Here is a 21,095-nt window from a genome sequence, read left to right as displayed (position 1 = left end):
TTTTTAAACGTGGATTTTATTTATTACACAACATCAGCCGGTCAAAACCCAGACCAAAACCTATGCCCTGTTTATAGCTGCCACCGCCGACGACCTGTTTTTGCGCACCGAGTGCAGGAACAGAAATTTCAAAGCCTGCCTCAGTGTAATAGGCTAAACCGCGTTTGACTGAGGTGGCAACTTCATAAGCACTGGTCTTTAAAGCCACCATTTGCTTTGCCATGGCCAGCAGTTCTTCACGACAGGAAAGATTATCAGGATTGATGATTTCTACACCAAACTGGAAAAATTCGCGGTAACGCCCTTCCTGCGGTTTCTCATAACGCCAGCAGCGTTCGAAATACCAGAGCTTTTGATTTTTCTTTTGCTTGAAGTGTTTATCGGCAAGCAGTTGTACAGTAGCAGTAGCCTCGGGGCGCAGGCACAGCGATCTGCCTTTTTTATCGGGAAAGACATACATCTGCGACAGCACTTCAGGACCAGCCTTGTTGACATAAATATTCGCTGGTTCCAGCGAAGGCAACATGATTTCGTTAAAGCCATTCGCTTCGGCAATACCGATCAGGGCATTCAAGAGTCGGCGTCTTTCTTTAACTTCGTCACCAACCAGAATACGTGTACCACGGCTTTGTTCTTCTATTCTTAATTCCATACTTCACTCCATCACTGCATTGCAACATACCTGCCGGGCAAGAGCGTCGTGCCCTGCCGTTAGCAGAAATAAGAAAGCCCTCTGTGCAGGCTGAGAGGGCTTTCTTAGTGATGGGGCTTAACATTCATCCAAGCAATAGCTCTCCCAGCCAGCGATGTGACTGATGTTGAGCTGCATGCAAAACGGATGTCGAGAAAGTATTCATGCCTTGAGCATAATTTGCTTGGGGGGTGTATGTCAACGAGGTAAACCCGCTGGAAGTAAAAAGTTTTTCATGACTTAAGAAAATTTTGTCTTGTTACGTCTAATTACAACTTTTCAAAACATTATTCTTTCCAATCAATAACTTACGGCCCTAAATTCCGCATTGACGAACAAGCACCCAATTTTATGGTTTTGTTAATTTCCACCTAGATATTTATAAAATATATTACTAATATATTTCAACCGAATCATATGCAAATTAAAAAATGTGATTTGGTACATGCAATGTCTGGCGCTAAGAAATAGGGAGTGTTCAGACATTGAGACAGGGGAGCAGCGGCATGCAAAATGCATGTCTGCTGCTTCCACATATATGGGGCTGGTAAAGACCTTCTTCAAGTCATTCAGGCGGCGATAGCTTACAAGCTATCGAATGAAAAAGCCTGAAGGGGATGGTATTGCCTGAAGCTCTTAAACAATCAGGGAGACGTATTACATGTTATATCCAAATAAAATAGCAAGCATGGCGGGAGTATTGGCACTTAGTTTCACAGGGTTCACGCAATTGGTTCACGCTGCAGATGCAGAAGACCATGCGCGTTTGAAGCAAGCACCGATGCCACATCAAAGACAGAGTTTGCCACCGACAGCAGAACAAAAGAAATTCAATCTGCCGCCAACAAATGGGGCACGCCTGGATCTGGGCATCGTCAATAAACAAAAAAACCTGATGGCACCACCACCATCAGATGACTGTAAAAACATGGCGACGCTGGCTAACTACAGTGGCGATGCACTGGCGACTTACATCGTCAATTTGCCCAGCTATGAATGCCATTACGGTTTGTTTTCATTGAATGCAACAGATGCAGCGAAGGTTTATTCTCCAGCCAATTTCACTGCTGTCATCAATCGTTTTGCGCAAGAAGCGACGAACTACAATGCCACCAATATGGCGCTGGTCAACCTGATCATTTACCTGCGCGCCGGTTACTATCTGGCTGGCGGCAATACGATACCGGCACCATCGGCGAATTATCTGACCAGCATGCGTGGGCCTATCAAACAGCTGGTGGATGGTAATCAATTGTTCAAGACCAACACCGTTGGCCCAAGCACGGCAGCCGAGACCTTGAAGCTGGTGACCAACCTGCATGATGAAGCTTATTACCTGAGCAGCGTCAAAAACATCATCACTCGTTATACCAACACATCATCCAATCCGGCAGCTACAGATGCCTTGAAATCATCTACTGTTGCTGATGCCTATACGGCTGCGTTGACCATCCTGTTCTATGGTCATTCACGCCCGGATGCTTTGCCTGTCTTGCGTAATGATGTGTCCTATGCGACTGCTTTGAACAATTTTGTCGTCAACAACAAGGCAGCATTATTGGGCACCAGTCTTGAGTATCAACTCAGCGATACCGAGAATGAAGCTTTCCGTTTCATGCAGTACGCCAATCTGCAGCCTACGGTCAAACCCATGGTCAAGTACCAACTCAGCAACTCCAGCATGACTGGCAACGACAGCATGTTGTGGCTCAATGCTGCATCTGCAGTCAAGTACTATGACAATGCCAATTGCGCAGAATACGGCACTTGCAATTATGAGACTACGCTGGCCAATACCATCCTCAAAAACAACTACACTTGCAGCCCCAGCCTGAAAATCCGTGCACAGGATATGACTACGGCACAGTTGCAGGATTCATGTTCCATGCTGGCAACCGAGGAAAATTATTTCCACACCATGTTGCAAAGCAAGCGTCAGCCAGTAGCCGGTGACAACAACACTGCGCTGGAAGTAGTCGTGTTTGATGACTATACCAACTACAGCAAATACGCCTCCATACTGTATGGTATCGACACCAATAATGGCGGCATGTATCTGGAAGGCGACCCAAGTGTTGTCGGGAACCAGGCACGTTTCGTTGCACACGAAGCGTCCTGGCTGCGCCCAGTTTTCCAGGTCTGGAATTTGCAACATGAATACGTCCATTATCTCGATGGCCGTTTCGACATGAAAGGTGATTTTGGTGCAGGTACAGCCAAGCCTACCGTCTGGTGGATAGAAGGCATAGCCGAATACCTGTCACTGAAGAACAATAACCAGAAAGCCATAGACGTTGCCAAAACAGGGACCTATAAGCTGAGCCAGATTTTTGGTAACACTTATTCCATGTCTGATTATGTGACACGTGCCTATAGCTGGGGTTACATGGCCACCCGCTTCATGATGGAAAAACACCGCAGTGATGTTGATGCAGTCATCGCCAAGTTCCGTGTTGGTGATTATGATAGCTACCAAACCTATATGAGCAATATAGGCACACGTTATGACAATGAGTTCACAGCATGGGTTGCTGCTGCCACCACCGCAGGTGAGCCACCATTGCCTGTTGATAACAGCCTGCCTGATTGCCCTGCCGGTAGCTACATGGCTAAAAACTGCGTGAAGCGTAATTTTGCTTCCAGCACGCAAGCCTATACCTACATCATGGTTCCTGCCGGTGCAAAAAACCTCAAGCTGACTACCAGCGGTGGTACGGGTGACGTGGACTTGTATGTATCCATGGATAAATATCCAAGTACAGGTATTTATGACTACGCTTCAGTCAAGGCCGGTAATGATGAAAGCGTGACCATCAGCAATCCAACCGCCAATCGCTGGTACTACATCATGCTCAACGCCAGACAGAGTTTCTCTGGTGTGAGTGTGTCTGCGACTTACGACTGATAGCAGCAAACTGAAATTGCGTAAACAAGGCCTACACAAAACGGAAAGCCACCTATAAAAAGCAATTGAGTGTTGGGACAGACATCTTGGATGTTTGTCCCTTTTTTTTGTTTTTGCCAGAAGACGCACCAAGCAGTCCGGTCAACATCCTGTTTTTTTGCTATCCTTTATGCATGCCTGAATTCGATCAGGCAAACGGAATAAACAAGTCACAGGAGATCAAGATGCATAAAAGTCGATTGGCATGTTTTGTAATTGATTGCCAGGTGGATGATATCAATCCGGGAGCCAATTTCTGGGCCGGGGCGCTGGGTTACCCTGCCGGGGATGCGGATGAAAAATACGTCGTTCTTGAAGCCACACCCACAGGCCCAAAAATGTTGTTGCAGAAGGTCGAACACACCAGCCGCATACATCTCGATATAGAAACCGACGATAAGGAAGCAGAGGTCCAGCGTCTGGAAAAACTCGGTGCCAAAGTCGTTAAGCTCATGGAACGCTGGATCGTCATGGAGGCCCCGACAGGACACAGGTTTTGCGTCGTCAATCCCCAGCGCCCCGATTTCCATGAAGCCACGGATGTCAATGTCTGGGAGTGATACCGACGACGGTATTGTCATTCAATTTTAAAAGACAAGGATAGACATGGGTGTTGCTCAGGCAGGACTGGCTTTCAGGCGCACAGCTGCTGCCAATGATTTACCGTCATTGATAGCGGCTTTATGCAAATCAACCGTAGCGCTGATATCGCATCCCAACTCCAGGGAGTTTGATATACGACGCCATGATGACATCATGGTCCAGAATTTTGGAAATGTATGTTTTATCAGTAATGACGATTTGGTCTGGGAGTATCTGGAAGATCAGCAAAAAGATGCTACTGATCTGTATAAAATCCTGGGTTCGCCAGATGAAATACTGATCTTCTGTCAGTATGAGTCGGGCGGCAGTTTTGGCTATGCCTTCATAGAGCAGGGTAAGAGGACGCGGTCGCGCTTGCAAACAACGGGGGTACCTCGACTGCCACCACTCATGGAGAGTGGCACTCCCAAGGATTTTGAGAACCTGTGGTTATCAGCCAAATACTATCTGGAAGAAGATGATGTCCCGCCGGAAGAACGTAACAAAGTCTATTATCAGGGCGACAGGGAAATCGAAGTTTCTGAATACGGCCTGACTTCGCGCATGCTTTATGAGTACTTGCAAAAGTACTTCTCAGTTTGCCCCTGGGAGACGGATCTTGAACCGGAATACCATTTTTTCAAACTCACAAAAGAAGAAAAAAAGTGGTGGCGATTTTGGTGAGATGAAGACCCATTCTCATGAGTCAACTCTTTTTTGCATCGCCATACACCAGAGCAGTCTGAGCATTGCTTCATTACCAGATTAATGTTGCGGCCAGATCTCGGCTATCCGCAATAGATTGGTAGACCCTGGCTGGCCGAAAGGCACGCCAGCAGTAATCGCGATTTGCTCGCCGACCTGCGCCAGACCCTCTTGCCAGGCCGTGCGGCAGGCGGTGGAGACCAGTATGTCTTCGTTGGGCACAACATCACTGACGCTGGAATGTACACCCCAGACCAGCGCCAGGCGGCGTGCGGTATTTATTTTTGGGGTGATGCTGAGTATCGGTGCCATCGGTCTTTCACGAGCGGCACGCAAGCTGGTATGGCCGGATGTGGTGTAAGTCACGGTAGCAACCGCGCCAACAATTTGCGTGACTTCACGCAACGCAGCACAGATGGCATCGCCTTTATTATTCTGCGGTATTTCATGCTGGGCGGCGATCATGTTTTTATACAACGGGTCGCGTTCTACTTCGCAGATGATGCGGTCCATGATCTCAACTGCAGCGACAGGGTAGGCACCACTGGCAGATTCTGCCGACAGCATGACAGCATCGGCACCATCATAAATCGCGCTGGCAACATCAGATGCTTCGGCACGGGTGGGTACCGGGGCAGCTATCATGGATTCCAGCATCTGGGTGGCGATGACTATCGGTTTGCCATGGCTGCGGCAGACGCGCAATATACGTTTTTGTACACCGGGTACGCGTTCTGGTGGTAGCTCTACACCAAGGTCACCACGCGCTACCATGATGGCATCTGACGCGGCGACGATTTCTTCCAGCCTGTCCAGAGCTGCCGGTTTTTCCAGCTTGGCCAGCACGCCTGCGCGTCCTGCTACCAGGGCTTTGGCTTCTTCCACATCTTCCGGCCTTTGTACAAAGGACAGGGCTATCCAGTCTGCTCCCATGTTCAGTGCGAATGCCAGATCGCGTTTGTCTTTCTCTGTCAGTGCCGGTATAGGCAATACTGCATCTGGCACATTCACGCCCTTGCGGTCAGACAGGGCGCCACCATTAATGACGCGGGTGCGTATGGTGTTTGCATCACTGTCCATGACTTGCAGGCGTAGCTTGCCGTCGTCTAGCAATAGTGCTTGCCCGGCGGTGATGACGGCGAACAATTCAGGATGCGGCAGGCAAACCCGGTTTGCATCGCCTGGTGTGGTATCGCTGTCGAGTATGAATTCCTGTCCGGCTGTGAGTATCACCCTACCCGCACTGAATTGCCCTACCCTCAGCTTCGGCCCTTGCAAATCTGCCAGGATAGCAATGGGGCGGCCCAGTTCTGCCTCGATTTCACGCACGATATTGCAACGCTGTTGATGGTCGGCATGGCTGCCATGGCTGAAGTTGAAGCGGAATACATCAGCACCGGCTTCAAACAGTGCCTTGATCATTTCCCTGCTATTGCTGGCAGGGCCCAGGGTGGCGACAATCTTTGCTTTGCGGCTGCGATTCATGGCTTACTTTCATTTGTTTAAGGCGACAGCCATCGCGGCGCGATGCGCCGTGAGGTTTTGCTGCCTTTGAATATTTAGATTGTGTCTTACAAGATCAGGATGGCTCTGAAGTCGTTGACGTTGGTGCGTGTAGGGCCGCTGACGACGAGGTCATCGAGTGCGCTGAAAAATCCATAACCATCATTGTTCTCCAGCAGGCTGCGGGCGCGTATCTGCTTTGCTACTGCTCGGGCGATTGAATCTGGCGCATACACCGCTCCGGCATTGTCTTCCGAGCCGTCTATGCCATCAGTATCACAGGCGATGGCGTGGATATCTGCATGGCCGTCTAGTGCAACTGCCAGGCTCAGCAAAAATTCTGCGTTGCGGCCACCACGTCCCTTGCCACGCACAGTGACCGTGGTTTCACCGCCAGAAATCAATACGCAGGGTTTCTGGAATGGCTGGCCATGTTTGGCTACCTGCTTGGCCAGCGCTGCATGCACCAGAGCAACATCGCGAGCTTCGCCCTCTATGCCATCCGACAAAATATAGGGCGTGATGCCTGCTGCACGTGCCGTGGCTGCGGCGGCTTCCAGTGCCTCTTGAGCAGTAGCAATGACATGATGGCTGTGGCCTGCAAAACGTGCGTCATCCGGCTTGGGTGTTTCACCCTTACCGCTTTCCAGATGCTGCAAGATTTCTGCTGGAATAGCGATGTTGTATTTGCGCAAGATCGCCAGCGCCTCGGCACAAGTCGTAGCATCGGGCAGGGTGGGGCCGCTGGCGATGATGCCGGGTTCATCACCGGGTACATCAGATATCAACAAGGTCACCACCCGTGCCGGGGCGCAAGCCAGTGCCAGACGGCCACCCTTGATGGCCGACAAATGCTTGCGTACGCAATTCATTTCTGAAATTGCTGCACCACTTTTCAGCAAGGCCTTGTTGATGGCCTGCTTCTGTTCGAGGCTGATGCCATCTGCAGGCAGGGCCAGCAAGGCTGAGCCACCGCCAGAAATCAGGCAAAGTACCAGGTCATCCTTGCTCAGCCCCTGCACCATGTCCAGTATGCGTGCAGCAGCCTGCTTGCCTGCTTCATCGGGCACAGGGTGGGCAGCTTCTACCACTTCTATCTTGCGGCAGTCTGCACCGTGGCCGTAGCGTGTTACCACCAGGCCCGAGAGTTCACCCTGCCAGTGATCTTCCACTACCTTGGCCATGGCTGCTGCGCCTTTACCGGCACCGATGACCAATGTTCTGCCTTTTACTGGTGGTGCTGGCAAAAAGGCGGGTAGGCACTTCTCTGCGCTGACGGCGGCAACGGCGCTGGTGTAGAGGTCGAGCAAGAACTGGCGTGGGGCTAGGGCGATCATTTCGGGGCTTTCTTGAAAACGGGTGATGCTTAAAAAACTTGGGACTTCATTCCCCCCCCTTCAAGGGGAGGGTTAGGGTGAGGATGGGGTGCGGTCGATCAAAGGCAAATGAATTTGCAAAAGAAACCCATCCCCATCCCAACCATTCCACCGCGCCGCTTGCAAGCGGCTTGGAAATTTGTGGCGCAAAGCATGCTTTGCGAATTCCCACAAATCTCCCCTTGAAAGGGAAGGAGCCAAAATCAAGTATGCCTTTAAACAGGACATTGCCAGGTGAATTTTTTTCGTGCATCCACCGTTAAAGGCTAACAACGATCAAGCCTTGGCAATCTCATGATTCGACATGATCTCTATCGCCCGGCACAGGGCTGAATGATCAAGACCGCGCATGCCATTCGCCGAGCAGGCATTCATCAATTCTTGCACCACCGCGGTATTTGGCAAAGAGACACCCAAGGCTTTTGCCCCCTGCAAGGCCAGGTTCAAGTCTTTTTGATGCAGCTCTATCCTGAAGCCGGGATTGAAGGTGCGTTTGACCATGCGTTCACCATGCACTTCCAGTATGCGCGATGCAGCAAAGCCGCCCATCAGTGCCTGCCTGACCCTGGCCGGGTCGGCACCAGCCTTTGATGCAAACAGCAGGGCTTCAGCCACCGCCTGTATGTTCAACGCAACGATGATCTGGTTGGCGACCTTGGTGGTCTGGCCATCGCCATTGCCACCGACCAGGGTGATGTTCTTGCCCATCAGTTCGAACAGGGGTTTGACCTTGTCAAAGGCAGCTTCCGGGCCACCGACCATGATGGTCAGGCTTGCCGCCTTGGCACCGACTTCACCGCCGGACACTGGCGCATCGAGGTAGTCACATTTCAGAGCATTGATTTTTTTTGCGAAGTCCTTGGTGGCAATCGGTGAGATAGAACTCATATCCACCACGATCTTGCCAGCGTCGAGGCCAGCAGCAACACCGTTTTCACCAAACAGCGCCGCTTCTACATGCGGTGTATCCGGCACCATGATGATGATGATGTCCGCACGCTTGGCGACTTCTTCACCCGATGTACAGACGGTGGCACCACGTTCTATCAATTCAAACGGCGGGTTCTTGATGTCGTGCAAATACAGCTTATGCCCACCCGCCTGCAAATGCCCGGCCATAGGTGCGCCCATGATACCCAAACCTATAAATCCAATTTTAGCCATGATAAATGTTCCAGATAATATGTTAGTAAGTGATGAAAACCATTAACCACAGAGGCACAGAGACACAGAGGAAAAACTTAGAGAAACCCCTTTCATTCAAAAAAGGAATGAGAATGAAATACTGCTTTTGTTTTTCCTCATGCCTTTCTCTGTGTCTCTGTGCCTCTGTGTTGAGAGGTCTTAAGGTCTTAAGATCTTAAGATATTAGAGACCGTGCGATTTGATCCAGCCTAGTCCAGCCACAGTGCCGTTCTGCGGTTTGTATTCACAACCCACCCAGCCCTGATAACCCATGTCGTCCAGTGCGGCGAAGATGGTGTGGTAATTGATTTCACCTGTGCCCGGCTCAAAGCGGCCTGGGTTGTCGGCCAGTTGTACGTGTTTGATCATGGTCAGGTTGTTCTTGATGGTATTGATGAGCTCACCCTCCATGCGCTGCATATGATAGATATCGTATTGCACGAAGATATTGTCTGAACCGGTAGCGCGTATCAGGTCCAGCGCCTGTTGCGTGCCGGATAAAAAGAAGCCGGGTATGTCAAAGGTATTGATGGCTTCGATGAGCAGGCTGATATTTGCGGCCTTCAGTTTGTCAGCCGCATAGCGCAGGTTAATGACCAGGGTTTGCTCTGCTTCCTGTGTACTGAAATTCGCCGGACGTATGCCGACCAGGCAATTCAGTTGCGTGACATTCAAAGCTGTTGCATAGGCGATGGCAACATCCACGCCCTGGCGGAATTCTTCGACACGGTCAGGGTGGCAGGCGATACCGCGTTCACCTGCATCCCAGTTGCCAGCGGGCAGGTTGTGCAACACCAGTTGCAGATTATTTTCCTGCAATTTTTCTACGATCTGTTTTACTTCAAAAGCATAGGGGAACAGAAATTCCACAGCCTTGAAACCTGCCTGCGCAGCAGCGGCAAAGCGGTCGAGGAATGCATGTTCGGTAAACAACATGCTGAGATTGGCGGCCAGTCTGGTCATCGCATATCCTTGTAGATGAGTGACCGTAAGCCTCCCGCAGCATAGCTACGGGAGTTCACGGGGTGCCAGACGGGGAGGCCAGGCACCTGGAAATTTTTGGCTAACTGTTTAATCGAGCAAGGCAATTGCTGTCGGCGCATGACCATCTTCCGTCGCCAGCTCTTCAAACTCATTGATATTGTTGATCTCGGAGCCCATGGCGATATTGGTCACGCGCTCCAGAATAATTTCAACGACCACAGGCACGCGGAACTCCTGCATCCAGCGCTGGGCCTGGGCAAAGGCATCCGCAATAGCGCTAGGCTCAGTCACACGTATGGCCTTGCAACCCAGGCCTTCAACGACGGCGATGTGATCGACGCCATAGCCATTCAATTCTGGTGCATTGATGTTTTCAAAAGCCAGTTGCACGCAATAATCCATGTCAAAGCCACGTTGCGACTGGCGTATCAAACCCAGGTAAGAATTGTTGACGACCACATGCAGGTAAGGCAACTTGAATTGCGCGCCTACTGCCAGTTCTTCTATCATGAACTGGAAGTCATAATCACCCGAGATGGCAACCACCTGGCGCTGCGGGTCAGCCGCGCAAACGCCCAATGCTGCCGGTATGGTCCAGCCCAGAGGGCCAGCCTGGCCGCAGTTGATCCAGTGCCGCGGGTAATACACATGCAGGAATTGCGCTGCCGCGATTTGCGACAGGCCTATAGTGCTGACATAGCAGGTTTCGCGGCCAAAGGCCTTGTTCATTTCTTCATAAACACGTTGCGGCTTCACCGGCACATTGTCAAAATGCGTGCGACGCAGCATCGTGCGTTTGCGTTGCTGGCAATCGGCTACCCAGGCAGAACGGTCCTTGAGTTTGCCTGCGGCTTTCCATTCCCTGGCGACATCGATGAAAAGTTTTAATGCCGCACCTGCATCAGAGACGATGCCAAAGTCAGGGCCAAATACGCGGCCGATTTGTGTAGGTTCTATATCGACGTGGACAAACTTCCTGTCCTTGGTAAACACATCGATGGAACCAGTGTGGCGGTTTGCCCAGCGATTGCCTATGCCCAGCGCAAAGTCAGATGCCAGCATGGTGGCATTTCCATAGCGGTGGCTGGTTTGCAGGCCGACCATGCCTACCATCAACGGGTGATCATCCGCTATCGCCCCCCAGGCCATCAGGGTAGGTATGACAGGTACGCCAGTCAGCTCGGCAAATTCAACCAGCAAGGCAGAGGCATTGGCGTTGATGATGCCGCCACCGGCGGTGATCAGCGGGCGCTCTGCATCATTGAGCATGGCGAGCGCTTTTTCTATCTGGGCGCGGGTGGCCTTGGGCTTATACACTTCCAGCGGCTGGTAAGTGTCAGGGTCAAATTCTATCTCGGCCATTTGCACATCAAATGGCAAATCAATCAGCACAGGGCCAGGGCGGCCAGAACGCATGATATGAAAAGCTTGCTGGAATACCATGGGCACCAGTGCTGGCTCACGTACTGTTACCGCCCATTTGGTGACAGGCTTGGCGATGGATTCAATGTCGACAGCCTGGAAGTCTTCTTTGTATAAACGTGCCCTTGGTGCCTGACCAGTAATACAGAGTATGGGTATGGAATCTGCCTGGGCAGAATACAGGCCGGTAATCATGTCCGTACCTGCCGGGCCGGATGTACCTATGCAGACACCGATATTGCCAGCCTGGGCGCGGGTATAGCCTTCTGCCATGTGGGAAGCACCCTCAACGTGGCGTGCCAGTATGTGTTTGATGGTTCCTTGCTTCTTAAGTGCCGCATAAAACGGGTTAATCGCCGCACCCGGCACCCCAAACACCTGGTGCACGCCTTCTTTTTCCAACACATAAGCCGCCGCCTGTGCAGCCGTCATCTTTGCCATTTTGCTCTCCAGTTTTGCTATTAGTCGTGTGTATGCAGATCTTGAAACACATGCTAAAGGCAAAAAGGGCGACTGATAAGACGACAAATTCTCGCCTTATTCAATACAAAAAGTATGGAATAATGAACCATCTCAAGATTTTCTCCGTGCTAACTCTGTGCCTCCGTGCCTCTGTGGTGAGGGGTTTTAGCAAATTATGCCGGGACCAAAAATGGACAAACTCACCCAAATCGAAGCCTTCGTCGATGTCGTCGAAAAAGGCAGCCTGGCCCGTGCTGCCCTGGGCCAGAACATTACCCCGGTCATGCTGGGCCGCCGCATTGATGCGCTGGAAAAGCGCCTGGGCGTGAAGCTCATGCACCGCAGTACCCGTCATCTGACGCTGACAGAGCAGGGTACGGTCTACCTCGATCATTGCCGCAAATTGCTGGCAGACCTTGGCTATGCCGATCAACTGGTATCTGAAGGACGACACAAGGCCACCGGCCATCTTATCGTCTCAGCCCCCGCTGCATTCGGGCGCAAGCATGTGGCACCGCATGCGCCGCTATTCGTCAAAGCCAATCCTGCCGTACAGATTTCCTTCAACCTGACTGACAGGGTGGTCGATCTGATACGTGAAGGTTATGACCTGGGCATACGCATAGGTGGCAATATCGACCCCAATTTCGTCGCCGTAAAGCTGGCCAGCAACCGCCGTGTGGTTTGTGGCACGCCAGCCTATTTTGAGCGACATGGCATACCGCGCACACTGGAAGACCTCGCGCAACACAATTGCCTGGCGTTCAACTTGCAGGGTGGGCAACAGCGCGGCTGGTATTTCCAGCAAAACGGCAAACCTGTGACCATCAAGGTGGCTGGCAATCTGGATTGCAATGATGGCGAACTACTACATCGTTGGGCATGCGAAGACCTGGGTCTGGCCTGGCGTTCTTCTTGGGAGATACAGTCGCAACTGATCTCTGGCGAATTGATTACCGTGCTCGATGATTATGCCTTGCCACAATACGACATCGTCGCTGTGTACCCGCAACAACGGCATTTGCCTGTGAAGACCAGGTTTTTTATTGATGCTTTGAAAGCAATCTACGCGCAGCCAGATTATTGGTTAAAGAGTTAATGAAAACCATACACATATTCAAATTCAAATAGCATCTATAGATATTCCTCAGCTTGGACTTTGAAAAAATTAGGATATCGTCCTTTCACAAATTCTAATTATGTTCAATTGGTATATCCAAAATTGAGGAGACAAACGTGTTAACTTCCGAGCAAATTCCGGCTGCACAAGATAGCAACAGGCCTGTCAGTCACAGCCCTGTGCAGCTTTCCTTTCTCGACAAATTTTTCAAATTAAGAGAAAACGGTACCGATGTACGTACAGAATTACTGGCGGGTCTGACGACTTTCCTGACCATGGCGTATATCATTTTCGTCAATCCCTCTATCCTTGGCGATGCTGGCATGCCCAAGGATGCCGTGTTTGTCGCCACCTGTCTGGCTGCCGCAATCGGTACCATGATCATGGGCCTGTATGCCAACTATCCCATGGCGCTGGCACCAGGCATGGGTTTGAATGCCTACTTTACCTATGCAGTCGTCAAGGGCATGGGCATACCGTGGGAGGCGGCTCTCGGTGCGGTCTTCATATCGGGCTGCCTGTTTGTAGCAGTCAGTGTGTTCCGCCTGCGCGAGATGATCGTCAATGGCATACCGCATTCCATACGTACCGCCATCACGGTGGGCATAGGCTTGTTCCTGGGTCTGATCGCACTGAAAAATTCCGGCATTGTGGTTGCCAATCCCGCTACCATGGTTGGTATTGGTGACTTGCACAAGCCACAGCCCATTTTGGCTATACTGGGTTTCTTCCTCATCGTGGCGCTAGACCGCTACCGTATCAAAGGCTCAATCCTGATCGGCATACTGAGCGTGACGGTATTAAGTTTTTTCTTTGCCGGTAATACCTTCCACGGTGTTGTGTCCATGCCGCCTTCGCTCGATCCTACACTGTTCAAGCTGGATATCATGGGGGCACTTTCCGTTGGTATCCTGAATGTCGTACTGGTATTTTTTCTGGTGGAATTGTTTGATGCAACAGGTACTTTGATGGGCGTTGCCAGCCGTGCCGGTTTGCTGGTCAACGGCAAAATGGAAAGACTGAACAAGGCACTGCTGGCTGACAGTACGGCCATCGTCGCAGGCTCTTTTTTGGGTACTTCCAGCACAACGGCTTATATAGAAAGCGCGGCCGGTGTGGAAGCAGGAGGCCGTACAGGTTTGACCGCCGTGGCTGTTGGTCTGCTGTTTCTGGCCTGCTTGTTTATTGCGCCGCTGGCTAGCGTCGTTCCATTCTGTGCTACCGCTCCTGCCCTGTTCTATGTGTCTTGCCTGATGCTGCGTGAACTGGTTGAAATCGACTGGACAGACACCACAGAAAGCGTACCTGCAGCCATCACTGCTTTGTTGATGCCCTTTACTTATTCGATTGCAACCGGTGTAGCATTTGGTTTTATTGCATTTGCTGTCCTGAAATTGTTGAGTGGACGTGCCAAAGAGGTCAAGATCATTGTCTGGGCGATAGCTGCAATATTCCTGTTCAAATTCGTTTATCTCGGTGCAGGTTGAAGCAAGTATAAAACGAAACTACGGTTGAAGACAGCGCAGGAAACTGCGCTGTTTTTTTTTGTGATATTTTTTGCGAAGCAGAGAACCATATAATATTTGCTGCATACTCCATCATATTCTGACAAGAGGATCAGGATTAAATTAGTCAGATGGAGTAATCATGTTAGTCGTAAGAAGTGCGGGCGAGACAGATAATCTGCAGATACGCAGGCTGGTGCAGGAATCACTTGCCAGTTTCAATCTCGTGGTTGAATTTGATGGCCTGGATGCCGCCATAGGTTCAGCGGGTTTGCCCACCAGTAAAAATCTCATCGAGCTGGTTGCCGAATTTGATCAGCAGGTGTGTGGCTGCATAGCGCTTGAGGCTCTTGAAATGGTAAATACGCAAGAGGCAAAAGTGTTTGGCTTTCATGTTGATCACCGCTATCGTGGCAAAGGCATAGGGCGCAGCTTGTTGACAGCATTGATGTCGCAAGCGAAACAAAGGGATTTGAAAACCCTGTATCTCGACACCTGGGACAGTATGCACAGCGCTATCCGCCTTTACGAGTCGCTGGGCTGGATGCCAGCGCCTGACCCCGCGCCTGAATCAGGGGCAAACCGATCCTATGTTTTTACCATCAGTTGAGTTAGCATGAGCAGATTATGCGATGAGGTGAAACATGAGCGATGCACAGGCCGAATATGAAAAACTGGTCAACAAACTGACGACAGCAGCCTCAGCAGAACCCGGTCAGATGTTTGGCAAAGTATGTCTCAAAATCAATGGCAAAGCCTTTGTCGCATTGCATAAAGAGACGGTAGTATTCAAATTGACAGGTGATGCCCATGCGAAGGCGATTGCACTGGCTGACGCTGTGTTATGGGACCCCTCAGGCAAAGGCCGCCCCATGAAAGAATGGGTGGCACTGAGCGCAACGCATGGCAAGAAATTTCCCACACTGGCACAGGCCGCGTTTGAGTATGTGCAATCCATGGCCTGAAGTGACAATGAGAAAATCCCTTAGCTCTGTTTTATTATTGGTCGCTGGCCTGCTCTGTAATTTCGGGCAGGCACAAGCCGGTGAAACACGCTGGGTACATGGCTCCTGGGTCAATGTGCGCGCAAAACCAGAAGCGAATGCTGAAGTGCTGACGCATCTGGTCGCAAATACGCAGGTGCAAATGGATGCCGCTGCATCCAGCGCGAAATTCTGTGCCATCACCTGGGGTGAGGGGCAACAGGGGTTTATTGCCTGTAATTTATTGGGAGACAAGGCTTTGCGGCTAGAAGATTTTGTCGATAGCTATAACCGCAGCAGCGAAAGCACGAATTACTTCCCGGCGCGCACTTTCTGGATGGCCCCCAGCTTCAGGCGCTTGCAAGATGCCGGTTCCTATTTCCAGGAAACCATGCTCAGTCCACAGCAAAAGTTGCTGGAGACAGTAGACAGCAAGTTTGTCTGGGACAAACGGCCAGAGCTAAAGCGTTTCCCTATCCCTGAATTTGAAGCCATGAAGCAGCGAATGATGGCGGGTGTCATCGAACCAGCTTCACCCTATTTCAAACCACCGGCTCCATGGGAAGAATTATTGAAACTGGCAAAGTCGGAAGAAATACCAGGTAAAAAAACGACAGACGCTACCGTTCGTTTGCATTCATCCCTGTTTTATACTGGGGTGCTGGTCATGTTGCGGCAGCTGGATTTGCCAGCAGCTGCGCCCTCGTATTTCAAATCACTGGATGAACTGGGCAGGCCTTCTGCCAACCCCGAAGAAATATCCAGGCAATATCAGATACCGTATGCGATCAAGCCTGTCAGCGGCCCTTACTGGGATAACTATGAGCCTGCAGGCATCAATGTGATCGGTTGGTGGGATCTGGGCAAGGTCGATGTATTCCTGCAAAAGCCCGTTATAAAAAATATGCTGATGTTGGATGGCCGCATCAAATCGGCAAGCTCGGATTTGAAATATAGCCTGGGTGTGGATAGCTGCAAACAGGGTTTTCGCTTCATAGGATCTGAAGATCAAGCTGAACCTGTAAAGAGTCTGGCGCAAAGAAAGCTGGAAAGTTTGAAACCCAGTACCAAAGATGAAGCGATTCTGTATTTCTATACTCGCACCGATCTGCCACCATTGCATGGTTCAGCGAAAGTGACGACACAAGCACCATTCAAACTGCAATACGATAGTAAAGCGAAGTCGAATACCTTCGAGCATTTTTCGCAGGCCAGCATCACGACCATAGATATAGACAAGGATGGTATCGCAGATTTTGTCATCGCCGAAGCCTGGCACCGAGGGGTAATGCTCGACAGCGTCACCCATCAGCCCGCATACCGAGTGATATTCGTCAATGCAGGCGGGCGCTGGTATTTATTCGATATTGATCAGTACTTGATGTGTGGTTGCTAAAACCGGTGTTGTAACAGACCTTCCGCCAGAAAATCAAATACCGTCCGTATGCGCTTGCTGGATTTGAGTTCCCTATGCGTAGTCAGCCATACCGGCAGGGATGGCAGTTCCTGTTCTACCAATACCTGTTCCAGGTCAGCATTTCGCTCTGCCAGCCAGCGCATGGCAATACCTATACCCAGGCCTTGCTGTATGGCTTGCCAGTTGACCAGATAGTTATCGCAACGGAAGTCGAAGAAACTGCGGTCTATCTGTATGCCAGCCGCACGAAAGCCAGCGATAAACTGGTCGGATTGATCCAGCCCCAGCCAGCGAAATTTTTGCATCAGCGCCAGTGTAGCTGTCTGGTTTTTTGATGGCAAGACTGGCAAGCCTGCCAGATAATCTTTGTGTCCATACATGCCTATAGGCCAGTCTGTCAGATGACGGGCAATCAGGGCAGACTGTGCTGGCCGTATCATGCGTATGGCGATATCGGCTTCACGTTCCAGCAAATTGCTGACCTGGTTGCTGGCGACGAGTTCTATCTGGATTTCCGGATGCAACTGAGCCAGTTGGCGTAGCAAGACTGGCAAGACAAAGCCGGAAACCATCTCGCTCGCGGTGATCCTGACCGTACCGCGCAAGCCATTATCCTGGGTTGCCGCAGCCATGCCCAGTGAGCGCGCTGCCGCCATCATGTAACGGGCAGGTTCGACCAGGTTTTCACCGATACTGGTCAATTTCAGGCCACGCGCCACTCTCTCGAACAAGGCCGCACCTATGCTGCCTTCCAGTTCTGCAATCTGACGAGACAGCGTGGGCTGACTCAGGCCCAGCACCTCGGCAGCCCGTGTCAGCGAGCCTTGCTCTACGACCGCGACAAAGCTGCGTATCAGGTTCCAGTCAGTCTGGCTTGGGTCGAAAGTGTGCTTGGACATGTTACTCCATCATGAGGACAGGCAAAAGATACGCAAAAAACGGCGAAAAAATGCAAATCAAGGCATTCAAATTTGAATAGAACTTATGTATTTATGTCGATTGTAAATACATCCTGCCAGATTGAGAATGCCTGCATTACTTATTTTTGCCAACAAGCGCATCACCGGAGCCTTTCATGAATCTTGCATCTAAAACGAGCAATGCTCAATCACCCTCAGTACTGGTACTCGGTGCCAAAGGCCGCCTGGGACAGGCTGCGGTTGAGGCTTTTGCCGCAGCAGGCTGGCGCGTGATAGCCCAGGCACGTTCAGTTGGCTATGACAAGCCAGTACAAAATATAGAGTTCCTGCAATGCGATGTACTTGATACTGCCCGCATACTGACTGCCGTACCCAGCGTGGATGTGGTGATACATGCTGTTAATCCCGACTATACCCGCTGGGACACTCTGTTGCCGCCAACCACAGATGCTGTCATACGCATCGCCACCGCCACCCAGGCTTTGTTGATGGTGCCTGGCAATGTATATAACTTCGGGGCTGATTTGCCAGCGGTGCTGGCGGAAGATACTCCCTTTGTCGCCAATACTTCCAAGGCGGCACAACGCGTCGCCATGGAAGAAACCCTGGCTGCTGCCACCCAGCAAGGGTTGCGCTGCGTGATTTTACGCGCGGGTGATTTTATCGGTGGCACTGGCACCTGGCTGGACATGGCTATCACCAAGTCACTCACCAAAGGCGTGGTTACCCACATGGGGCCAGATGATTTGCCACATGCCTGGGCCTACCTGCCTGATCTGGCCACGACATTTGTACGCGTTGCCGAGCAGCGTGAGCGCCTGCCCGCATTTGACACCATGCATTACCCCGGTATTACTGCTACTGGCAAGGACGTGCATGTCGCACTGGAGCAATTGAGTGGCCGTTCTTTGAAAGCCAAAGCCATGCCCTGGTTGTTGATGCAGGGCATAGGCTGGTTTTCTCCCATGCTGCGTGCCGCTATCAAAATGCGCTATCTGTGGCAACGTCCGCATCAATTGCATGGCGATAAACTGGAGCATTTACTCGGCAAGATATCGACCAGCAGTTTGCAGGATGCCTTGCGTGGCTATGTGAATAAACCACAAACCATTAACTGATTTCTTGGCAGAGAAAAGCATAAGTAAATGAAACTGCTTTCGATGGATACAGGTCACTTGCTTAGTTGCGGCAGGGGCCTGGTCTGCAAGAAATGCAAGGATTGCCATACCGGAGTATATTCAGGTTTCTTTCTTGTTGATTGTGTATTACAACCATGCCTGAAACCCGCACCGTCATTATCGTTGGCAGCTCCAGAAGCACAGGTAATACTGCTGAACTCGCCATCGCCGTTGCCAGCAAACTCAAAGCCAGCATCATCGATCTTAATCAATATCAGATCGCCCCTTTTGATTATGAATTCAAGAACCGCGACGATGATTTCCTGACGCTGATGAAACAGGTACTCAGCTTTGACCGCGTCATACTGGCAACGCCCATCTATTGGTATGCACCCAGTGCTGTCATGAAAACTTTCATGGACAGGATTTCCGACTTGTTGAAAATTGAAAAAGACCTGGGGCGGCAATTGCGCACAAAGAAAGCCGCAGTGCTAAGCACCGGTTACGATGCCATACCTGCTGCCTGTTTTGAACAAGTGTTTCAGCATACTTTTGATTATCTCGGCATGGGATATGAAGGCATGTTGTATGCAAGCTGTCAGGATGAATTCATTCATGCCGAGCATGCGCTTGTCTTGGACAGGTTCACGGGGGCTCTGCATGCTGAATGAAACGCAAGTCGATGCTTATCTGCGCAGACTGGAATATCATGGTTCACGCGCCGTGGATCTGGTGACGCTGACAGCTTTGCATCAGGCACATCTGCAACAGATTGCTTTTGAAAACCTCGATATCAGCCTTGGCAAGAAACTGGATTTATCGACGGATGCCTTGCTGGGTAAATTATTGCTCCAGGGCCGTGGCGGTTTTTGCTATGAATTGAATCAGGCTTTTGCCCTGTTACTGGAAACATTAGGATTTACCGTCAGCCGCTTGGCGGCGCGCGTCCATAACGGCAAGGAGTATGGGCCAGACTTTGACCACATGCTTTTGCTGGTGCATCTGGATGGGCAAGACTATCTGGCCGATGTGGGCTTTGGCGATTGCTTCCGTAGGCCCCTGCGATTAGGTAGTGAGGGTGTGCATGAACTTGGCCTGCATTATTATCTGCTTGCGGATGGTGAGAGTCATTATGTACTCATGCAGGCTAAGGATGATGGTACAGGGCATGCACAATACCGCTTCAGTTTGCAGGCTCATGCGATAGAAGATTTTTTTGAAATGTGTGAGTATCAGCAGACTTCACCTTTATCGCATTTTACGCAAAAATCGATTTGTTCTATTGCTACTTTAGCGGGGCGCGTCAGTATCTCTAATAACAAGTGCATAGTCACGGATGGGGTGGGGCGGCACGTACATACTATTCATGGTGAAGATGAATACAGGGCGATGTTGCTGGAGTATTTTGGGATGCACCTGACAAAGGATGCGAAGATTGGGAAACTATTGGCAAGGCATGCCTAGAAAGTATTTTTCTTCCCCCTGAAATCGTATTAACGCCCCCCTGTAGAATGACGTTACTACGATTACCCTGAATCTGACAATATGGCTTTCAACAGATACTAAGTCTGTATCCCCGCAAGCTCACTGCACCTGCGGATTACTGAACGTATACTCAAAATACGCCAGCACCTCGCGTGCCAGCGAATAGGCATCCCGCACTTCGTAATGCGTAGAATGCACATGCCCTACTGGCGTCACGCCATACTTCTTCATCGCCAGCTGAAAACGGGCTATATGAAAAAACTGGCTGGCCAGCATGCTGGTTTTCCAGTTTTTCTCCTTCATCAGGGCTGCTGCAGCTTTTGCCGTGGCAAAAGTGGTGATGCCCTGATTATCGGTGTAGACAGCTGCGTCTGGCACCCCATGATCGACCAGGTATTTTTTCATGACGGCGGCTTCATCATGCCCCTCTTCACCAACACCGCCACTGACGAGGATGGCTTTGCATTGCTGCGTAGCATACAAACGCAGCGCCGCGTCCAGACGGCCACGCAGGCGCTCTGATGGCTTGCCATCAGGATTAACGGTATTGCCCGGCACCACCACTACATCTGCTACCACGACCTGGTCCCGCAAACCCAGGGTAGAAATGGCAGCCGCCATGAACATGAGGCAGATCAGCAAACCAAGGCTGAATTGTTTGATTTTCTTTTGCAGTGAATAGGGCATGGGAAT

The 21,095-nt window shown here is 50.9% G+C and carries 19 protein-coding genes; 11 read left to right on the top strand and 8 right to left on the bottom strand.

Annotated elements, in window-relative coordinates; translation table 11 throughout:
- Window positions 1-16: 16 nt before the first annotated feature.
- The gene (locus ACO0LD_RS12930; RefSeq protein ID WP_423007341.1) at window positions 17-652 is read right to left on the bottom strand and encodes an ATP phosphoribosyltransferase regulatory subunit; all 636 of its coding nucleotides are present in this window, start codon (window positions 650-652) and stop codon (window positions 17-19) included.
- A gap of 700 nt (window positions 653-1,352) precedes the next feature.
- On the opposite strand from ACO0LD_RS12930, the gene ACO0LD_RS12925 reads away from it, so the two are divergent.
- From ACO0LD_RS12925 to ACO0LD_RS12915, 3 genes are all read left to right on the top strand, one after another.
- Complete coding sequence (locus tag ACO0LD_RS12925; protein WP_423007339.1) at window positions 1,353-3,596, top strand: collagenase; 2,244 nt, start codon at window positions 1,353-1,355, stop codon at window positions 3,594-3,596.
- Window positions 3,597-3,820: 224 nt separating this feature from the next.
- Entirely contained in the window at window positions 3,821-4,195 is a 375-nt protein-coding gene (locus ACO0LD_RS12920; protein WP_423007337.1) for a VOC family protein, read from the top strand.
- Between the two features lie 46 nt (window positions 4,196-4,241).
- A complete protein-coding gene (locus ACO0LD_RS12915; protein WP_423007335.1) occupies window positions 4,242-4,901 on the top strand; it encodes a hypothetical protein in 660 nt (219 codons plus the stop codon).
- Window positions 4,902-4,982: 81 nt separating this feature from the next.
- Here ACO0LD_RS12915 and pyk read toward each other — a convergent pair whose 3' ends face one another.
- From pyk to gcl, 5 genes are all read right to left on the bottom strand, one after another.
- Window positions 4,983-6,407 carry a pyruvate kinase gene (pyk, locus tag ACO0LD_RS12910; protein ID WP_423007333.1) on the bottom strand — a complete coding sequence of 475 codons (1,425 nt, stop codon included), beginning with the start codon at window positions 6,405-6,407 and terminating at the stop codon, window positions 4,983-4,985.
- Between the two features lie 86 nt (window positions 6,408-6,493).
- Window positions 6,494-7,762: a glycerate kinase type-2 family protein gene (locus ACO0LD_RS12905; protein WP_423007331.1), complete on the bottom strand. Its 1,269-nt coding sequence runs from the start codon at window positions 7,760-7,762 to the stop codon at window positions 6,494-6,496.
- A 315-nt stretch (window positions 7,763-8,077) separates the two neighbouring features.
- Window positions 8,078-8,965: a 2-hydroxy-3-oxopropionate reductase gene (gene glxR / locus ACO0LD_RS12900; RefSeq protein ID WP_423007329.1), complete on the bottom strand. Its 888-nt coding sequence runs from the start codon at window positions 8,963-8,965 to the stop codon at window positions 8,078-8,080.
- 204 nt (window positions 8,966-9,169) lie between these two features.
- On the bottom strand, window positions 9,170-9,949 hold the full coding sequence (hyi, locus tag ACO0LD_RS12895) for a hydroxypyruvate isomerase (RefSeq protein WP_423007327.1): 780 nt from the start codon (window positions 9,947-9,949) through the stop codon (window positions 9,170-9,172).
- A 108-nt stretch (window positions 9,950-10,057) separates the two neighbouring features.
- Window positions 10,058-11,833 carry a glyoxylate carboligase gene (gene gcl / locus ACO0LD_RS12890; protein ID WP_423007325.1) on the bottom strand — a complete coding sequence of 592 codons (1,776 nt, stop codon included), beginning with the start codon at window positions 11,831-11,833 and terminating at the stop codon, window positions 10,058-10,060.
- A 211-nt stretch (window positions 11,834-12,044) separates the two neighbouring features.
- Between gcl and ACO0LD_RS12885 the strand changes: the two genes are divergently transcribed.
- The 5 genes from ACO0LD_RS12885 (at window position 12,045) to ACO0LD_RS12865 (ending at window position 16,858) form a co-directional block, all read left to right on the top strand.
- A complete protein-coding gene (locus tag ACO0LD_RS12885; RefSeq protein ID WP_423007323.1) occupies window positions 12,045-12,953 on the top strand; it encodes a LysR family transcriptional regulator in 909 nt (302 codons plus the stop codon).
- Between the two features lie 200 nt (window positions 12,954-13,153).
- Entirely contained in the window at window positions 13,154-14,461 is a 1,308-nt protein-coding gene (locus tag ACO0LD_RS12880) for an NCS2 family permease (RefSeq protein ID WP_423007475.1), read from the top strand.
- A gap of 160 nt (window positions 14,462-14,621) precedes the next feature.
- Window positions 14,622-15,089, top strand: a complete 468-nt coding sequence (locus ACO0LD_RS12875) for a GNAT family N-acetyltransferase (RefSeq protein WP_423007321.1) — start codon at window positions 14,622-14,624, stop codon at window positions 15,087-15,089.
- A 34-nt stretch (window positions 15,090-15,123) separates the two neighbouring features.
- Window positions 15,124-15,444: a hypothetical protein gene (locus ACO0LD_RS12870; RefSeq protein WP_423007319.1), complete on the top strand. Its 321-nt coding sequence runs from the start codon at window positions 15,124-15,126 to the stop codon at window positions 15,442-15,444.
- A 7-nt stretch (window positions 15,445-15,451) separates the two neighbouring features.
- Window positions 15,452-16,858, top strand: coding sequence for a hypothetical protein (locus ACO0LD_RS12865; RefSeq protein ID WP_423007317.1), 1,407 nt, complete (start codon window positions 15,452-15,454; stop codon window positions 16,856-16,858).
- Here the strand turns inward: ACO0LD_RS12865 and ACO0LD_RS12860 are convergent.
- Window positions 16,855-17,778, bottom strand: a complete 924-nt coding sequence (locus tag ACO0LD_RS12860; RefSeq protein WP_423007315.1) for a LysR family transcriptional regulator — start codon at window positions 17,776-17,778, stop codon at window positions 16,855-16,857. The two genes, ACO0LD_RS12865 and ACO0LD_RS12860, sit on opposite strands and share 4 nt — an antisense overlap.
- A 176-nt stretch (window positions 17,779-17,954) precedes the next feature.
- On the opposite strand from ACO0LD_RS12860, the gene ACO0LD_RS12855 reads away from it, so the two are divergent.
- From ACO0LD_RS12855 to ACO0LD_RS12845, 3 genes are all read left to right on the top strand, one after another.
- Entirely contained in the window at window positions 17,955-18,917 is a 963-nt protein-coding gene (locus ACO0LD_RS12855) for an NAD-dependent epimerase/dehydratase family protein (protein WP_423007313.1), read from the top strand.
- A gap of 155 nt (window positions 18,918-19,072) precedes the next feature.
- On the top strand, window positions 19,073-19,588 hold the full coding sequence (locus ACO0LD_RS12850) for a flavodoxin family protein (protein WP_423007311.1): 516 nt from the start codon (window positions 19,073-19,075) through the stop codon (window positions 19,586-19,588).
- Window positions 19,578-20,381 carry an arylamine N-acetyltransferase family protein gene (locus tag ACO0LD_RS12845; RefSeq protein WP_423007309.1) on the top strand — a complete coding sequence of 268 codons (804 nt, stop codon included), beginning with the start codon at window positions 19,578-19,580 and terminating at the stop codon, window positions 20,379-20,381. Before ACO0LD_RS12850 ends, ACO0LD_RS12845 begins: the two co-directional genes overlap by 11 nt.
- A 120-nt stretch (window positions 20,382-20,501) precedes the next feature.
- Here ACO0LD_RS12845 and ACO0LD_RS12840 read toward each other — a convergent pair whose 3' ends face one another.
- Complete coding sequence (locus tag ACO0LD_RS12840) at window positions 20,502-21,089, bottom strand: YdcF family protein (RefSeq protein ID WP_423007307.1); 588 nt, start codon at window positions 21,087-21,089, stop codon at window positions 20,502-20,504.
- Window positions 21,090-21,095 lie beyond the last annotated feature (6 nt).

The sequence above is a fragment of the Undibacterium sp. Ji83W genome (genome assembly GCF_049340385.1).
Lineage (GTDB): Bacteria > Pseudomonadota > Gammaproteobacteria > Burkholderiales > Burkholderiaceae_D > Undibacterium.
Note: the sequence above shows the minus strand (reverse complement) of the source record. Positions and strands in the feature narration are given on the sequence as shown.

Coding starts and splice junctions, on each gene's coding strand:
- ACO0LD_RS12870 (WP_423007319.1), top strand. CDS start 15,124: ATGAGCGATGCACAGGCCGAATATGAAAAACTGGTCAACAAACTGACG.
- ACO0LD_RS12855 (WP_423007313.1), top strand. CDS start 17,955: ATGAATCTTGCATCTAAAACGAGCAATGCTCAATCACCCTCAGTACTG.
- gcl (WP_423007325.1), bottom strand. CDS start 11,833: ATGGCAAAGATGACGGCTGCACAGGCGGCGGCTTATGTGTTGGAAAAA.
- ACO0LD_RS12865 (WP_423007317.1), top strand. CDS start 15,452: ATGAGAAAATCCCTTAGCTCTGTTTTATTATTGGTCGCTGGCCTGCTC.
- ACO0LD_RS12845 (WP_423007309.1), top strand. CDS start 19,578: ATGCTGAATGAAACGCAAGTCGATGCTTATCTGCGCAGACTGGAATAT.
- ACO0LD_RS12930 (WP_423007341.1), bottom strand. CDS start 652: ATGGAATTAAGAATAGAAGAACAAAGCCGTGGTACACGTATTCTGGTT.
- ACO0LD_RS12850 (WP_423007311.1), top strand. CDS start 19,073: ATGCCTGAAACCCGCACCGTCATTATCGTTGGCAGCTCCAGAAGCACA.
- ACO0LD_RS12925 (WP_423007339.1), top strand. CDS start 1,353: ATGTTATATCCAAATAAAATAGCAAGCATGGCGGGAGTATTGGCACTT.
- ACO0LD_RS12920 (WP_423007337.1), top strand. CDS start 3,821: ATGCATAAAAGTCGATTGGCATGTTTTGTAATTGATTGCCAGGTGGAT.
- pyk (WP_423007333.1), bottom strand. CDS start 6,407: ATGAATCGCAGCCGCAAAGCAAAGATTGTCGCCACCCTGGGCCCTGCC.
- hyi (WP_423007327.1), bottom strand. CDS start 9,949: ATGACCAGACTGGCCGCCAATCTCAGCATGTTGTTTACCGAACATGCA.
- ACO0LD_RS12860 (WP_423007315.1), bottom strand. CDS start 17,778: ATGTCCAAGCACACTTTCGACCCAAGCCAGACTGACTGGAACCTGATA.
- ACO0LD_RS12915 (WP_423007335.1), top strand. CDS start 4,242: ATGGGTGTTGCTCAGGCAGGACTGGCTTTCAGGCGCACAGCTGCTGCC.
- ACO0LD_RS12840 (WP_423007307.1), bottom strand. CDS start 21,089: ATGCCCTATTCACTGCAAAAGAAAATCAAACAATTCAGCCTTGGTTTG.
- ACO0LD_RS12905 (WP_423007331.1), bottom strand. CDS start 7,762: ATGATCGCCCTAGCCCCACGCCAGTTCTTGCTCGACCTCTACACCAGC.
- ACO0LD_RS12875 (WP_423007321.1), top strand. CDS start 14,622: ATGTTAGTCGTAAGAAGTGCGGGCGAGACAGATAATCTGCAGATACGC.
- ACO0LD_RS12885 (WP_423007323.1), top strand. CDS start 12,045: ATGGACAAACTCACCCAAATCGAAGCCTTCGTCGATGTCGTCGAAAAA.
- glxR (WP_423007329.1), bottom strand. CDS start 8,965: ATGGCTAAAATTGGATTTATAGGTTTGGGTATCATGGGCGCACCTATG.